The sequence below is a fragment of the Comamonas endophytica genome (genome assembly GCF_023634805.2).
In the GTDB taxonomy this organism is placed as follows: domain Bacteria; phylum Pseudomonadota; class Gammaproteobacteria; order Burkholderiales; family Burkholderiaceae_C; genus Comamonas; species Comamonas endophytica.
Map to the genome: position 1 here is coordinate 1,418,638 of NZ_CP106881.1, position 15,995 is coordinate 1,434,632.

10 protein-coding genes are annotated in these 15,995 nt (G+C 67.4%); all 10 read right to left on the reverse strand.

Going from position 1 to position 15,995, the window contains the following annotated elements:
* Window positions 1-38: 38 nt before the first annotated feature.
* Complete coding sequence (locus tag M9799_RS06355; RefSeq protein WP_231043282.1) at window positions 39-362, reverse strand: hypothetical protein; 324 nt, start codon at window positions 360-362, stop codon at window positions 39-41.
* Window positions 362-6,289, reverse strand: coding sequence for an excinuclease ABC subunit UvrA (gene uvrA / locus M9799_RS06360; protein ID WP_231043281.1), 5,928 nt, complete (start codon window positions 6,287-6,289; stop codon window positions 362-364). The genes M9799_RS06355 and uvrA overlap by 1 nt, the downstream gene beginning before the upstream one ends.
* A 194-nt stretch (window positions 6,290-6,483) precedes the next feature.
* On the reverse strand, window positions 6,484-7,497 hold the full coding sequence (locus M9799_RS06365; RefSeq protein ID WP_231043280.1) for a porin: 1,014 nt from the start codon (window positions 7,495-7,497) through the stop codon (window positions 6,484-6,486).
* Window positions 7,498-7,831: 334 nt separating this feature from the next.
* The gene (locus M9799_RS06370) at window positions 7,832-8,845 is read right to left on the reverse strand and encodes a porin (RefSeq protein ID WP_231043279.1); all 1,014 of its coding nucleotides are present in this window, start codon (window positions 8,843-8,845) and stop codon (window positions 7,832-7,834) included.
* Window positions 8,846-9,049: 204 nt separating this feature from the next.
* Window positions 9,050-10,735: an MFS transporter gene (locus M9799_RS06375; protein ID WP_231043278.1), complete on the reverse strand. Its 1,686-nt coding sequence runs from the start codon at window positions 10,733-10,735 to the stop codon at window positions 9,050-9,052.
* A gap of 174 nt (window positions 10,736-10,909) precedes the next feature.
* Window positions 10,910-11,554, reverse strand: coding sequence for a 2-hydroxychromene-2-carboxylate isomerase (locus M9799_RS06380; RefSeq protein WP_231043277.1), 645 nt, complete (start codon window positions 11,552-11,554; stop codon window positions 10,910-10,912).
* Window positions 11,555-11,709: 155 nt separating this feature from the next.
* Window positions 11,710-12,012, reverse strand: a complete 303-nt coding sequence (locus tag M9799_RS06385; protein ID WP_377007536.1) for a DUF1289 domain-containing protein — start codon at window positions 12,010-12,012, stop codon at window positions 11,710-11,712.
* 13 nt (window positions 12,013-12,025) lie between these two features.
* Entirely contained in the window at window positions 12,026-12,952 is a 927-nt protein-coding gene (locus tag M9799_RS06390) for a hydroxymethylglutaryl-CoA lyase (RefSeq protein WP_231043276.1), read from the reverse strand.
* A gap of 34 nt (window positions 12,953-12,986) precedes the next feature.
* Window positions 12,987-13,907 (reverse strand): 2-hydroxyacid dehydrogenase, encoded by a 921-nt coding sequence (locus tag M9799_RS06395; protein ID WP_231043275.1) that lies wholly within the window; start codon window positions 13,905-13,907, stop codon window positions 12,987-12,989.
* Window positions 13,908-13,980: 73 nt separating this feature from the next.
* A complete protein-coding gene (locus tag M9799_RS06400; protein WP_231043274.1) occupies window positions 13,981-15,993 on the reverse strand; it encodes an acetyl/propionyl/methylcrotonyl-CoA carboxylase subunit alpha in 2,013 nt (670 codons plus the stop codon).
* Between the last annotated feature and the right edge of the window lie 2 nt (window positions 15,994-15,995).

The window sequence follows — 15,995 nt, forward strand, 5'->3', positions numbered from 1 at the left end:
GGCCGACCTGCAACGGGCCGGCCCTTTGCAGACGATGCCTAATCCACCCGCAGATCCGCATCGCAGCCCACGCCTGCCGCGATCCAGCGCCGCGCCATGCGCAGCCAGACCTTTGCGCGCCATCGCTGCCAGCGCCCGGGCGCCACGCCCGAGGCCTTGGCATCTTCCAGCACGCCGCAGCGGTAATGCCCGCCCTGATCGTCCCAACGCAACGCGCTGCAGGCACCCGTGCGCCGGCGCGAGACCAGCATGCCCATCGGGCAGGGCTCGGCCAGGCAGCACAGGCCGCAGCCATTGCAGGGCGCGCCCAGCGGCGGCTTGGCCGGCGCCCGGGGGTGCCACAGCACGGCGTATTCCCGCATCACTGCCTTGCCAGTACGGGAGCGATGGCGTTGCCGGTATGCGTTCCCTGCTCGACCAGCGTCTCGGGCGTGCCCGCGGCCACGATGCGGCCGCCGCCGTTGCCGCCCTCGGGGCCCAGGTCGATGACCCAGTCAGCCTCGGCGATGACATCGAGATCGTGCTCGATGACCACCACCGAATGCCCGGCATCGACCAGGCGGTGCAGCACCTCGATAAGCTTCTGCACGTCCGACATGTGCAGGCCCACCGTGGGCTCGTCCAGCACATACAGCGTGTGCGGCGCCTTGTTGCCGCGGCGTGCGATGTCATCGCGCACCTTGGTCAGCTCGGTCACCAGCTTGATGCGCTGCGCCTCGCCGCCGCTGAGCGTGGGCGAGGGCTGGCCCAGCGTCAGATAGCCCAGGCCCACGTCCTTGAGCAGCTGCAGCGGGTGGCCGATGGCCGGCATGCTGGCGAAGAAATCGACCGCCTCGTCGACCTCCATCTGCAGCACGTCGCCGATGCTCTTGCCGCGCCAGGTCACGGCCAGCGTTTCGGGGTTGAAACGCGCGCCGTGGCAGGTGTCGCAGGGCACCTTGACGTCGGGCAGGAAGCTCATCTCGATGGTGCGCAGGCCCTGGCCCTCGCAGGTCGGGCAGCGGCCCTCGCCGGTGTTGAACGAGAAGCGCCCCGGACCATAGCCGCGCGCGCGCGCCTCGAGCGTGTCGGCAAACAGCTTGCGGATCGTGTCCCAGAAACCGATGTAGGTCGCGGGGCAGGAGCGTGGCGTCTTGCCGATCGGGGTCTGGTCGACTTCGAGCACCCGGTCGATGCTCTCGAAGCCGCGCAGGCCCGCGCAGCCGACCAGCGGCGGCGCCTTGCCCGCATCCATCGCTTCACGCCCGGCCAGGGTGCTGCGCTGGCCGACCCAGGCCGCAACATTGGTCCACAGCACGTCGCGCGCCAGCGTCGACTTGCCCGAGCCGCTGACCCCGGTGATCGCCACCAGGCGCTTGAGCGGCACATGCGCATCGACGCGCTGCAGGTTGTGCAGGTCGGCGCCCAGCACCGTGAGCCAGCGCTGCGGTCCGCTGCCGCCGCGCACCACGGGCTGCGTCAGCGCCGCATTGGCAGCGGCGCTGTCGGCCTGCAGGGCGGCAGCCGCATCGGCAGCGATCTGCTTCTTGGTGCGCTTCTTTGGCGCTTCGGTCACTTCTGCCACCGCCGCCTGCGCCACCGGCGGCCAGACCACGGGACGGCGCGGCTGGAACGGATGGCGCATCGCATGCAGCAGGTAGCGGCCCGTGACCGAGTCCTCGGCCTGCATAACGTCCTCGGGGCTGCCCTGGGCGACCAGCCGGCCGCCGCGCTTGCCGGCGCTCGGGCCGATGTCGATCACATGGTCGGCGCGGCGGATGGTGTCCTCGTCGTGCTCGACCACGACCAGCGTGTTGCCCTTGTCGCCGAGCTTGTGCAGCGCGTTGAGCAGGATCTGGTTGTCGCGCGCATGCAGGCCGATGGTCGGCTCGTCGAGCACGTAGCACACGCCCTGCAGGTTGCTGCCGAGCTGCGCCGCCAGCCGGATGCGCTGGGCCTCGCCGCCGCTGAGTGTCGGTGCGCCACGGTCCAGCGTCAGATAGCCCAGCCCGACCTCCTCGAGGAATTCGAGCCGGCCCTGGATCTCGGGCAGCAGGTCGCGCGCAATGCCGGCCTCGCGGCCGCTCAAAGAGAGCGCCTGGGCCCAGACGCGCACATCGGTGACCGAGAGCCGCGCGATGTCGGTGATGCCCACGTCGTGGAAGCGCACGGCGCGCGCAGTGGCATTGAGCCGCGTGCCCGAGCAGCAGGGACAGGTGACCTCGGCCAGGTCCTCGACCTCCTGGCCCTCGAACTTGACCTCGCGGCCGCGGTTGTCCTCGGCCAGCAGGGTGTCGTCATAGACCTGGCGCTGCTCCTTGCTCAATTGCACGCCCGTACCCACGCACTCGGGGCACCAGCCGTGCTTGCTGTTGTACGAGAACAGCCGCGGATCGAGCTCGGCGTAGCTGGCCGCGCAGACCGGGCAGGCGCGCTGGGTCGAAAAGGCCTGCAGCTTGCCCAGGCCGGCCGTGCTCCGGCCGCCGGCCATGGCCGCGCCCAGGTCGTCGATGCCGCTGAGCACATGCACCACGCCCTTGCCCAGCTCCAGCGCCTGCGCCAGATGCAGCCGCAGCTCGGCTTCGTTCTGCGGCGTGACCTCGACGCTGGCCACCGGCAGGTCGATGCTGTGCTCCTTGAAGCGGTCGAGCCGCGGGAAACCCGTGGTCGGCAGGAACTCGCCATCGACGCGCAGATGGGTATAGCCGCGCGGCCGCGCCCAGTCGGCCAGCTCGGTATAGACGCCCTTGCGGTTCACCACCAGCGGCGAAAGCAGGCCGATGTGCTGCCCGCGGAACTGCGTCATCAGCTGCGCGGCAATGCTGTCAGGGGTCTGCGGCTGCACGGCCGCGCCATCGTGGATGCAGTGCTGCACGCCCAGCTTCACGTAGAGCAGGCGCAGGAAGTGCCAGACCTCGGTGGTCGTGCCCACGGTGGACTTGCGCCCGCCGCGCGACAGCCGCTGCTCGATGGCCACGGTGGGCGGAATGCCGTAGACCGCGTCCACCTCGGGCCGGCCTGCGGGCTGGACGATGGAACGCGCATAGGCGTTGAGCGATTCGAGGTAGCGGCGCTGGCCCTCGTTGAACAGGATGTCGAAGGCCAGCGTCGACTTGCCCGAGCCGCTGACGCCGGTGACCACATTGAACTTGCCGCGTGGAATCTCGACCGACAGCTGCTTGAGATTGTGCTCGCGCGCGTTGACGATCTCGATCACGTCCTTGTCGGACGCCAGCGGCGCCTTGCGATCGCCCCGCGGGTAGAGCATGGGCGCCACCTCGGTGACCAGCTGGCCGCCCACGCCCATCGCCAGGTCGTATTCGCGCAGCGCCTGCGCGGTGTGCGAGCTCGGATGCTGGCGCACGTCCTCGGGCGTGCCCTGGGCGACGATCAGCCCGCCGCCCTCGCCGCCTTCGGGACCCAGGTCGATGAGCCAGTCGCTGGCACGGATCACATCGAGGTTGTGCTCGATGACGATCAGCGAATGCCCGGCTTCCAGCAGCTTGCGCAGCGCGCGCATCAGCTTGGCGATGTCGTCGAAATGCAGGCCCGTCGTGGGCTCGTCGAACAGGAACAGCGTGCCCTTGCGCGCCACGGCCTGGCGCGACTTCGACGCGGTCTTCGCCGCCTCGGCCAGGAAGCCTGCAAGTTTGAGGCGCTGGGCCTCGCCGCCGCTGAGCGTGGGCACGGGCTGGCCCAGCTTCACGTATTCCAACCCGACCTCGACGATGGGCTGCAGCGCGCGCAGCACCTCGCGGTCCTGTGCAAAGAGCGTCGCGGCCTCGCTCACCGTGAGCTCGAGCACGTCGGCCACGCTCAGGCGGCGCGGCTGCAGCTCGCCCACGGCATGGCGCTCGATATGCACCTCGAGGATTTCCGGGCGGTAGCGCTGGCCGTCGCAATCCGGGCAGCGCAGGTAGACGTCGGACAGGAACTGCATCTCGACATGCTCGAAGCCCGAGCCGCCGCAGGTCGGGCAGCGCCCGTCGCCACTGTTGAAGCTGAACTTGGAGGCGGTATAGCCGCGCTGGCGCGCCAGCGGCGCGACCGCGAACAGCTCGCGGATGCTGTCCCAGGCGCCCACATAGCTGGCCGGGTTCGAGCGCGCGGTCTTGCCGATCGGCGACTGGTCGACGAACACCACGTCGCTCAGGTGGTCCGCACCCATCAGGCGCTCGAAGGCGCCCGCGGCATCGGTGGGCTTGCCGAAGTGGCGCAGCAGCGCCGGCGCCAGCACGTCCTGGATCAGCGTGGACTTGCCCGAGCCGCTGACGCCGGTGACGGTGACCAGGCGCTGCAGCGGGAAGTCGATGTCCAGATGGCGCAGGTTGTGTTCGCGCGCGCCCTCGAGGATCAGCCGCGGCGTGGATTCCGTGACCATGCGCTTGAAGCCGAAACCCACCTGCTTGCGCCCGCCCAGGTAGGCGCCGGTGAGCGTGTCGGCCTGGCGCAGCGCATCGGGCGTGCCGTCGAACACGATCTGGCCGCCGCGCGCGCCCGGGCCGGGGCCCATGTCGATCATGCGGTCGGCGGCAAACATGACGGCCGGGTCGTGCTCGACCACGACCAGCGTGTTGCCCGCGTCGCGCAGGCGCTGCATGGCTTCGGTGATGCGCTGCATATCGCGCGGGTGCAGGCCGATGCTGGGCTCGTCCAGCACGAACAGCGTGTTGACCAGCGAGGTGCCCAGCGCCGTGGTCAGGTTGATGCGCTGCACCTCGCCCCCGCTGAGCGTGCGGCTTTGCCGGTCCAGCGTCAGATAGCCGATGCCCACGTCGACCAGGTACTTGAGCCGGGTGTGGATCTCCTCATGCAGCATCTTCAGCGCCTGGGCCTCGCCGTCCGAGGCCTGGGGCTGGTCGCTGGGCGTGAGCGTGGCGAAGAACTCCTGCAGCCGGTGGATGGACAGGCGCATCAGGTCGTGCAGGCACAGCCCGGGCAGTGCCTCGAGCTGCTCGCGGCTCCAGGACACGCCCGCGGGCATGAAGCGCTGCGCCGGCGGCAGCACGGCATCGGCACCTTCCTTGCTGCCAAGGCGCCACAGCAGGCTCTCGGTCTTGAGGCGCGCGCCGCGGCAGGTCGGGCATTCGGTGTAGCTGCGGTACTTCGACAAGAGCACGCGGATGTGCATCTTGTAGGCCTTGCTTTCCAGGTACTCGAAGAAGCGCTTGATGCCGTACCACGTCTGGTTCCACTTGCCGTTCCAGTTCGGCGAGCCGTCGAGTACCCAGGCCTGCTGCTCGGGGCTCATCTTGGCCCAGGCGGTGTCGCGCGGAATGCCCTCGGCCTCGGCATGGCGCATCAGGTCGTCCTGGATCTCCTTCCATGCCGGCGTCTGGACGGCCTTGACGGCGCCGGTGCGCAGCGTGAGCTTTTCGTTGGGAATCACCAGCCCCCAGTCCACGCCGATCACGCGCCCGAAACCACGGCAGGCCTCGCAGGCGCCAACCGCGGAGTTGAACGAGAACAGCGAGGGCATGGGCGCGGTATAGGACAGGCCGCTTTCCGGGCAGTGCAGGCCCAGCGAGAAACGCCACAGCGCGGGCTCGCCCTCCTCGGGCAGGCTGTAGACGGTCATGTGGCCGGTGCCGCGCTTGAGCGCCACCTCGATGGCTTCGATCACGCGCGCGCGCTCGGTGCGGCTGAAGCGAAAGCGGTCGGCAATGACGTCCAGCATCTTGACGCGCGTGGGTGCGGCTGCGGCCTTCTTGCCCTTGCCCTTGGCGGCCTCGGGCGCCGCCAGCTCCACTTCGCGCTCGGCCTGGACCTTGGTGAAGCCGCTGGCGGACAACCACTGCTCCACCTCCTCGGCCGTGGTGCTGGCCGGCAGCTCGACGGCAAAGGTGATCGCCAGCCGCGGGTCGCCCGCGGCGGCGCTGCGCTGCGCCAGCTCCTCGTAGATCGACTCGGGCGTGTCGTGCCGCACGGGCAGCGCCGTGACCTGGTCGTGCAAATGGGCCGCACGCGCATAGAGCAGCTTGAGGTGGTCGTTGAGCTCGGTCATCGTGCCGACCGTGGAGCGCGAGTTGCGCACCGGATTGGTCTGGTCGATGGCGATGGCCGGCGGCACGCCTTCGATGCGGTCCACGGCCGGTTTGTCCATGCGGTCGAGGAACTGGCGCGCATAGGCGCTGAAGGTCTCGACATAGCGCCGCTGGCCCTCGGCATACAGCGTGTCGAAAACCAGGCTCGACTTGCCCGACCCGCTCGGACCCGTGACCACCGTCAGCTCGCCGGTGCGAATATCGAGGTCGACGTTCTGGAGATTGTGCTGGCGCGCGCCGCGGATGCGGATCAGTCCCTGGGGCATACAGGCAGTCTTTCTGAATGATGGCGGACCATTCTAGGACTGGACCTCAGGGGCACGCTGTCGGACAAAACATTGCCTGGCAATTACTGTGTATTTATTCAGTGAAACCTTTTGCTTGCCAGCCCAGCCCATAAAAAAACCTCCCCGCACCAGGCACGGGAAGGTCAAGATTGGCCGCAGCCCAGGCTCCATGCCTAGAAGTTATGCCGCACCCCCACCGCCACCGAGCGGAAGTCGGCCCCCGGCGTTCCACCCAGGTAGTTGATGTTCGCGCCGTGGTCGATCCTGGTGAAGTAACCATAGAGCTTGGTGCGCTTGCTCAGGTTGTGGTTGTAGCCCAGCGTCCACTGGTTGGCGGCCGTCCCTCCCAGCTTGCTGCCGCCGAGCTTGACCTTGTCGGCGCGGCCGAAGTTGGCGTGGAACTCGGACGCACCCACGGAGTACATCGCCGCCAGCCGCACGGCATGGCGCTTGGCGTCGGCCGTGCCGTTATTGGCATTGCCGACCGTCGCGTACTGGTAATAGGCACCCAGCTTGAAGCCGCCCAATGCGTAGGACGCGCGCAGTGCAGCCTGCTGGGCTTCACCGGCATAAGTACCGAAGATGCCGGTTGCGCCTTTGTTGCGGCTGTAACCCAGGCTCAAGCCGACAGGACCGGCGCCATAGACCAGCGCCAGGTCATAGGCATTGTGCGCACCCGGCTCCTTTTCGGCCAGCGAGACCGCGCCTTCGGCATTGAACGCCCCCAAGGCCGGCAGACGGTAGGCGATCTTGTTGATGTCGCGCATCACATAGGTGTAGAGCACGTCGGCCGACGAACCGGTGTCGTGGTTGTGCAGGCTGGTCGTTTCCAGCGTGGTGTTGTACGACTCCGCAGTGAAATTGCCCAGGCGCAGCAGGCCAAAGTCGCCGCCCAGGTTCAATTCGCTTTGGCGGCGGAAGAACACGGGGTCGGACACGCCGGTGTCGGAGGAAAACCCGCTTTCGATCTGGAAGCCAGCCTTGAGGCCGCCGCCGAGATCTTCCGAGCCACGCAGACCGAAACGCGAGGAGTTGTTGAACATGCCGGTGAGCTTGGTGCTTCCGTTCTTTTGCTGTTCAAGCGTCGTATTGACGCGGCCGTAAAGAGAAACGCTGCTCTGCGCCAGTGCCGCTGACGTACCGGCAATGGCCACGGCGGCAAGCAATGCAAGTTGGATCTGCTTCATGGAGGCTCCCTGGAGTTTTGGTTTCAGGCGAAGCCAATAGAAAACCGCAGTGGACACTCACTTCGCCATGAAAAAATTCTAGGATGCCGATTTGCAGGGAAAAAGCTCCAGGATCCGTGGCATTGGCGCACTTCGAGGCATTTCAGCAACAGCCTGAAGGCTGTGCAGTGCCTCCACTTCGCGTGCATCCCGGGTTTCACGCACGAACGGCGCGCCGATGATCGCCCTCAGCGTCGGCCCGAAGCCGAGGCAGAAAAGCCTTCTGCACGCATGAAAAAACCTTCCGCACCACGGCACGGAAGATTCAGGGCTGGCCTGCGCCCGCCATCACGCGTCAGAAGTTATGCCGCACCCCCACCGCCACCGAGCGGAAGTCCTCGCCCGCTGCGCCGCCCAGGTAGTTGATGTTCGCGCCGTTGTCGATCTTGGTGAAGTAGCCATAGACCTTGGTGCGCTTGCTCAGGTTGTAGTTGTAGCCCAGGGTCCACTGGTTGGCCGCCGTGCCCGGCAGCTTGCTGCCGCCGAGCTTGATCTTGTCGGCGCGGCCGAAGTTGGCATGGAATTCGGATGCTCCCAGGGTATACATCGCCGCCAGACGCAGGGCATGGCGCTTGGCTTCGGCGGTGCCGCCATTCACACGGTCCAGCGTTGCGTACTGGTAATACGCGCCCAGGTTGACGTCGCCCAGTGCATAGGAAGCGCGCAGTGCGATCTGGTCGGCTTCGCCCGCATAGGCGCCAAACACGCCAGCCGCGCCCTTGTTGCGGGTATAGCCCAGGCCCATACCCAGGGGGCCGGCGCCGTAGTTCAGCGCCAGGTCAAATGCATTGCGCGCGCCCGGCTCCTTCTCGCTCAGCGAGACCGCGCCTTCGGCGGTGAAGGCGCCCAATGCCGGCAGGCGGTAGGAGAGCTTGTTGATGTCGCGCATCACATACGCATACAGCGCGTCGGCCGACGAGCCGGTGTCGTGGTTGTGCATGCTGATGGCGTCGGCCGTGGCGTAGTACGACTCGGAGGTGAAGTTGCCCAGGCGCAGCAGGCCGAAACCGCCGCCGAGGTTCACTTCGCTCTGGCGCCGGAAGTAGACTGGCTCGGAAACGCCGGTGTCGGAGGCAAAGCCGCTTTCCAGCTGGAAGCCGGCCTTGAGGCCACCGCCGAGGTCTTCGGAGCCGCGCAGGCCCCAGCGCGAAGCGTTGTTGAACAGGCCGGTGAGCTTGGTGCCGCCGTTCTTCTGCTGTTCGACCGTGGTGTTGATGCGGCCGTAAATGGTGACACTGCTCTGTGCCGTGGCTGCCGAGGTGCCGGCAATGGCCAGAACGGCCAGCAAGCTGCGTTGGATATGGTTCATGGGGGACTCCTGGAATTGTGGTTTTGCGGCGGAGCAGTCAGGACCGAACTGCTTTGGAAGCGCTCACTCCGGCTGCGGCAAAATTCTAGGTCGCCCCCCTGGGGACAAAAAGCTTCAGGCCTGTGACGCCTTCCACTTTATGCATCCGCGCAACGCTTTCGGCCCCTGCATCCTGCAAGGCGCAGGGGCCGCGTGCAGTCTTTCTCAGTCACCCGCGTAGATATCGACGTCCTTGGTTTCCCGCACGAACAGCGTGCCGATGATGGCCGTCATCGCCGCGATGATGATCGGATACCAGAGGCCGCTGTACATGTTGCCGGTCTGCGCCACGATGGCAAAGGACATGGTGGGCAGCAGGCCGCCGAACCAGCCATTGCCGATGTGGTAGGGCAGGCTCATCGAGGTGTAGCGGATGCGCGTCGGGAACAGCTCGACCAGCATGGCGGCGATGGGGCCATAGACCATGGTCACCAGCAGCACCAGGTAGGTCAGGATGACGACCATCATCACCTTGTTCATCTTGGCCGGGTCGGCCTTGGCCGGGTAGCCGTCCTGGCGCAGCACATCGGTCACGGCCTTCCTGAACGCGCCGTCCTTGGACTTGGCCTCCTCCGCGCTCAGGCCGCGGGACGAGAAGCTCGGGATTTCGTCGTCGCCGATCCTGATCACCGCCGGAGTGCCCGCAGGCGCATCCACCGCGTCATAGCTGACCGAGGCCGAGGCCAGCACCTGCTTGGCCACATCGCACGAACTCGTGAACTTGGCCGTGCCCGTCGGGTTGAACTGGAACGAGCATTCGGCCGGATCGGCCACGATCACCACCTTGCTGCGCGCCTGGGCCGCGGCCAGGTCGGGATTCGCCGCTGCGGTCAGCGCCTTGAACACCGGGAAATAGGTCAGCACCGCCAGAATGCAGCCGAGCATGATGATCGGCTTGCGGCCGACCTTGTCCGACAGCGTGCCGAACACCACGAAAAAGGGTGTGGCGATCAGCAGCGCGGCGGCGATCATCAGGTTGGCCGTGACCGCATCCACCTTGAGCTGCTGCGTCAGGAAGAACAGCGAATAGAACTGCCCCGTGTACCAGACCACCGCCTGGCCGGCCGTCAGGCCGACCAGCGCCAGCAGCACGATCCTCAGGTTCTTCCACTGGCCGAAGGACTCGGCCAGCGGCGCCTTCGAGGTCTTGCCCTCGGCCTTCATCTTCTGGAAGGCCGGCGACTCGGACAGCGTCATGCGGATCCACACCGACACCCCGAGCAGCAGGATCGACACCAGGAAAGGAATGCGCCAGCCCCAGTCCGCGAAGGCGGCCTCGCCCACCGAGGTGCGCACGCCCAGGATCACCAACAGCGACATGAACAGCCCCAGCGTGGCCGTGGTCTGGATCCACGAGGTGTAGGCCCCGCGCCGGCCATGCGGCGCATGCTCGGCCACATAGGTCGCGGCGCCGCCATATTCGCCGCCCAGTGCCAGCCCCTGGAGCATGCGCAGGATGATCAGGATCACCGGCGCGGCCACGCCGATCGAGGCATAGGTCGGCAGGATGCCGACGATGAAGGTCGACAGGCCCATGATCAGGATCGTCACCAGGAAGGTGTACTTGCGCCCGATCATGTCTCCCAGCCGGCCGAACACCAGCGCGCCAAAGGGCCGCACGATGAAGCCCGCGGCAAACGCCAGCAGCGCGAAGATGAAAGCCGAGCCCTCGTCGAGCCCGCTGAAGAACTGCTTGGCGATGATGGCCGCGAGCGAGCCATAGAGGTAGAAGTCATACCACTCGAAAACCGTGCCGAGGGATGACGCAAAGATCACTTTGCGCTCTTCGGGTGTCATGGGGCGCGGTGCGACGCCCTTGACACCCACGCCGGATGAAGCGTTGATGGCCATGCTGTTGTCTCCTGTTGGTTATAAGTGCCGCTCGCAGCGGTCACCCCCATTCTTGGAGACACCACTGACCGCTCTCTGACACCAAACCAACAGGAGCTTGCGCCGGACTTACGCCGCGCTGACATTCTCGGGTCGAACCCTTGGATCCCTTTTCGGGATGTGAAAAGGGCTGTATCAGGCTTTCAAACCGGAGGGCGTCTGCGGCAAGGACTCCCAATGCGCGGCATCGAACCATGGCTCCTGTGCCAGATAGGAGCGCAGCATCGGCAGGCCGTCGAGCCCCCAGAAAATCTTGCCATCGACCTCCCAGGCCGGCACACCAAACACGCCCGCGTTGGCTGCAGCTTCCGTATTCGTGCGCAAAAAGTCCTTGGCACGCTGCGTGGCCTGGTCGTCGCTGCGCAGCTGGCCCTGCAACTGCTGCATCAGCTCCTGCAGGCGCTGCGCATCGAGCGCCGACTGCCCGCCCTGCCACACATGGCGCAGCAGCGTGCCGGCCACGAAACGGTTGATGCTGCCGTCGTCGCTGCACTGCAGCGCCAGGCGCAGCAGCGGCAAAGGGTTGAACGGATGCTCGGCCGGCATGTCCAGCGGCACGCCCAGCGAGGCGCCGAGCCAGTGCACATGGCGGTAGGTCCATTCGCGCTTGGCCTCGATTCCCGCGGGCCCGGGGTTCGCGTTGCGTTGCAGCAGCGCGCCCAGCAGCACCGGGCGGTATTGCACCGTGTAGCTCAAGCCCTCCAGCACCTCGGGCATGCGCTCGAAGGCCAGCCAGGCGTAGGGGGAGACGAAGTCTATGTGGAAGGTGATGTGTTTCATGCTTCGGTGCTTTTTTGGAGGACAGGCCGTCCATGCTTCGACAAGCTCAGCACGAACGGATTTTTATTCATGCATCAACAGGTACACTGCGCCGAGCCAAGCATGAACGTTTTACCGTTCGCCCTGAGCTTGTCGAAGGGTGGGCGTCCAGACCTCTAGTCAGAAGCATGAACCCGATCCGGCGCCGGATGCTCCACACCCGCCCTAACGAGCAGCCGCCCCCAGATCTCCCGCCGCTGCACCGCATCCGCCTTGCCCCACGCGCGCAGCTCCTCCAGCGTGCGAAAGCACCCCTGGCAATGGCTGCGGTCGGCCGTCATGCGGCAGATGCTGATGCAGGGCGAGGAGACCACGCCGTCGAAATCCTCGGCAAAGCCGCCCTCGGCCAGCACCAGCGCGGCGCGCCTTGCCAGCGCCGCGGGGATATCCACGGGCGTGCCTGCCACGGTCGTGCCCACGGCGGGGACGCTCTCAGACGGCGGCACAGACATTTGCCTCCCGTTTGGCCAGCAGCGCCTTGGCGACGCGCGACTGCGTGGGACGGCCCAGGAAGTCGCTGATGTACTGGCCGGCATCGATCAGCGCATCGAGCTCGATGCCGGTGTCGATTCCCATGCCCTGCAGCATGTAGACCACGTCCTCGGTGGCGACGTTGCCGGTCGCGCCCTTGGCATAGGGGCAGCCGCCCAGGCCCGCGACCGAGGTGTCGAACTGCCACACGCCCAGCTCCAGCGAAGCCAGCGTGTTGGCCAGCGCCTGGCCGTAGGTGTCATGGAAATGGCCCGAAACATCGTCCAGCTCGAAATGCGCCAGCGTGGCTTCGAGCGCGCGCTGCACCTTGAGCGGCGTGCCCACGCCGATGGTGTCGGCCACGCCCACATGCTGCACGCCGATGCCCTTCATCAGGCCCGCGAGGTAGCCCACGCGCGAGGGATCGATCTCGCCCTCGTAGGGGCAGCCCACGGTGCACGACATCGCGCCGCGTACGTGGATGCCGGCCGCGCGCGCGGCCTCGACCACGGGGGCGAAGCGCTCGATGCTCTCGGCAATCGAGCAATTGATGTTGCGCTGGCTGAAAGCCTCGCTGGCCGCGCCGAAGACCACGATCTCGTCGGGCCGGCTGGCCACGGCGGCCTCGAAACCGCGCAGGTTCGGGGTCAGCACCGAGTAGCGCACGCCGGGCTGGCGCGCGATGCCGGCCATGACTTCGGCGTTGTCGGCCATCTGCGGCACCCACTTCGGGCTCACGAAGCTCGTGACCTCGATCTCGCGCAGGCCCGCCGCCTGCAGCCGGTGCACCAGCTCGATCTTCACGGCCGCGGGCACGGTCTGCTTTTCATTCTGCAGCCCGTCGCGCGGGCCTACATCCACCAGTTTGACGCGGGAGGGATAGCTCATGGTTTTCATTCCATTGGGTAATTTCATTGGGCGATCAATAACCGCGCGTGCCTTTGACCACACCGGTCAGGGATTCGCCGCGCTCCAGCGCCGCGATCTTGCCCGTGATCTGTGCCAGGCTCTCCTCGCGCAGCGTGCGCGCCGAGACATGCGGCGTGAGCGTGATGCGCGGGTCGCGGCGGAATGCATGGTCCGCGGGCAACGGCTCGGTGCGGAAGACATCGAGCGTCGCGCCCGCGAGGTGGCCGCTCGCGAGCAGCGCCAGCAGGTCCTCATCGACCAGATGCGCGCCGCGCGCGACGTTGACCACATACGCGCCGGGCTGCAGCCGCGACAGCGTATCCACATTCAGGATATCGCGTGTGTCCGGGGTCAGCGGCAGCAGGTTGACCAGCACCCGGCTGGCGCGCAGGAAGCCATCGAGCCCCTCGGTGCCATGCCAGGTGGTGATACCGTCCAGCTCGCGCGGCGAACGGCTCCAGCCATTGACCGGAAACTCGAAATGCGCCAGCGCCCGCGACACGCGCTGGCCCAGCACGCCCAGGCCCATCACGCCCACCGCGAAGTCCCGGCGCACGCGCGGCTTGCGCAGCTTCCATTCGCCGCGCGCCATCGCGCTTTCATAGGCGGGGAGTTCGCGGAAATGCCGCACCACGGCCTGGCACACATATTCCGCCATCTGCACCGCCATGCCTGCATCCTCGATGCGCACCAGCGGCAGATCCGCCGGCAGCTTCAGCCGCAGCAGCCCGTCCACTCCCGCGCCGAGGTTGAACATCGCCTTGAGCCCGGCCTGCTCGTCCACGAACTGCTGGGGCGGCGCCCACACCAGCGCATAGTCGGCTTGGGGCGCGCCCGGCCGCCACACCGACACATCGGCGGCGGGAAAGGCCGCGCGCAGCCCTTCGATCCAGGGTTCGGGGCGGGTATCGGCGTAGCAGAAGGTGATTTTCATGGCCGCCAAGCGTAACGCGGCTGGGCAACCACGCCCGCCAAAAGCCCCGGGTTTTTGCGGTACTGCACGTGACTCAAGCGCGCGCCAGGCGCAGCAGCTCGGCGCCATCGCCGATCTGGTCGCCGGGCTGGTACAGCAGCTCCTCCACCACGCCGGCATGCGGCGCGGCAATGGTGTGTTCCATCTTCATGGCCTCCATCACCGCCAGCGGCTGGCCTGCCTCCACGCTGTCGCCGGCCTTGACGGCAAAAGACACCAGCTTGCCGGGCATGGGCGCGGTGAGTCGGCCCCCTTCGGCATGCGCCTCGCCCGCATGCGCCAGCCGGTCGACCAGGGTCAGCACCTGCGCGCCGCGCGGCGTGAACACATGGAATTGGTCGCCCAGCCGGTAGACCTGGGCGCGCGTGCGCCGGCCCGCGTATTCGAGATCGAGCACGCCGTCCTTGGCATGGAACACCAGGGCTTTGTCCACCTCGGGCAAGTCCTCCTGCGCGGCCAGCGCCAGCGCCAGCGCGCCGCCGGGCAGGTAATGCAGTTTTGCCTCCACGGCCGCACCTTCGATCTCCCATGACCAGGGGCGCTCGCTGCGGCCATGCGACTGCCAGCCGTCAACCCGGCTGAAGGGGTCTGCGCCCTGTACGGCCTGCTCCTGCAGCAGCGCGCTGGCGGTGGTCGCGGCCACGGCCAGCGGCACGCCCAACGGGTCCTGGTGGAACAGCACCGCCTTCTCGCGCTCGATCAGCGCGGTGTCCAGCTGCGCCAGGGCAAAGGAAGGCGAGTGCAGCACATGGCGCAGGAACTGCACGTTCGTCGCCAGCCCGGCGACATGCGTCTGCGCCAGCGCCGCATCGAGGCGCGCCAGCGCCTGCGCGCGGTTGTCCCCGCGCACGATCAGCTTGGCGATCATCGAGTCGTAGAAGGGGCTGATCGCGTCGCCCTCGCGCACGCCGTCGTCGATGCGCACGTCGGCCACGGCGAAACTGCTGGCGGCCGGCTTGCGATAGACCTGCAGCGTGCCGGTGGCGGGCAGGAACTGGTTGTCGGGGTTCTCGGCGCAGATGCGCGCCTCGATCGCATGGCCGATGATGCGCAGCTCGTCCTGGCGCTTGGGCAGCGGCTCGCCGCTGGCCACGCGCAGCTGCCATTCGACCAGGTCCTCGCCGGTGATGGCTTCCGTGACCGGATGCTCGACCTGCAGCCGGGTGTTCATCTCCATGAAGAAGAAGTCCATTGCCCCGCCGCCCCGCTGCTCGACGATGAACTCCACCGTGCCCGCGCCCACGTAGTCGACGGCGCGCGCCGCGGCCACCGCGGCCGCGCCCATCCGGCTGCGCAGTTCCTCGGTCATACCAGGCGCGGGCGCCTCCTCCAGCACCTTCTGGTGGCGCCGCTGCACCGAGCAGTCGCGCTCGAACAGGTAGACGTAGTTGCCCAGCGTGTCGCCGAACACCTGGATCTCGATGTGCCGCGGGCGCTGCACGTATTTCTCGATCAGCACCGCGTCGTCGCCGAAGCTGTTGATCGCCTCGCGCTGGCAGCTGGCGAGCGCCGCGGCGAAGTCCTCGCTGCGGTCGACTGCGCGCATGCCCTTGCCGCCGCCGCCGGCGCTGGCCTTGATCAGTACCGGGTAGCCGATGCGGTCGGCCTCGGCCTGCAGGCGCGCGGGGTCCTGGTCGGCGCCGTGGTAGCCCGGCACCAGCGGCACGCCGGCCTTCTCCATCAGCTGCTTCGATCCGGCCTTCAGGCCCATCGACTCGATGGCCGAGGGCGGCGGGCCGATGAACACCAGCCCGGCATCGGCACAGGCCTGGGCGAATTCCTCGTTCTCGCTGAGAAAGCCATAGCCCGGGTGCACCGCCTCGGCGCCCGTGGCGCGCGCCGCCTCCAGGATGCGCTCCCAGCGCAGGTAGCTGTCCTTGGGCGCACTGCCGCCGATGTGCACCGCCTCGTCGCAGGCCGCGACATGCGGCGCACGCGCATCGGCATCGGAATACACGGCCACCGTGCGCACGCCCATGCGCCGCGCCGTGGCGGCCACGCGGCAGGCGATTTCGCCGCGGTTGGCAATCAAGATCTTGCTGAACATTG

Coding starts and splice junctions, on each gene's coding strand:
- M9799_RS06355 (WP_231043282.1), bottom strand. CDS start 362: ATGCGGGAATACGCCGTGCTGTGGCACCCCCGGGCGCCGGCCAAGCCG.
- uvrA (WP_231043281.1), bottom strand. CDS start 6,289: ATGCCCCAGGGACTGATCCGCATCCGCGGCGCGCGCCAGCACAATCTC.
- M9799_RS06365 (WP_231043280.1), bottom strand. CDS start 7,497: ATGAAGCAGATCCAACTTGCATTGCTTGCCGCCGTGGCCATTGCCGGT.
- M9799_RS06370 (WP_231043279.1), bottom strand. CDS start 8,845: ATGAACCATATCCAACGCAGCTTGCTGGCCGTTCTGGCCATTGCCGGC.
- M9799_RS06375 (WP_231043278.1), bottom strand. CDS start 10,735: ATGGCCATCAACGCTTCATCCGGCGTGGGTGTCAAGGGCGTCGCACCG.
- M9799_RS06380 (WP_231043277.1), bottom strand. CDS start 11,554: ATGAAACACATCACCTTCCACATAGACTTCGTCTCCCCCTACGCCTGG.
- M9799_RS06390 (WP_231043276.1), bottom strand. CDS start 12,952: ATGAGCTATCCCTCCCGCGTCAAACTGGTGGATGTAGGCCCGCGCGAC.
- M9799_RS06395 (WP_231043275.1), bottom strand. CDS start 13,907: ATGAAAATCACCTTCTGCTACGCCGATACCCGCCCCGAACCCTGGATC.
- M9799_RS06400 (WP_231043274.1), bottom strand. CDS start 15,993: ATGTTCAGCAAGATCTTGATTGCCAACCGCGGCGAAATCGCCTGCCGC.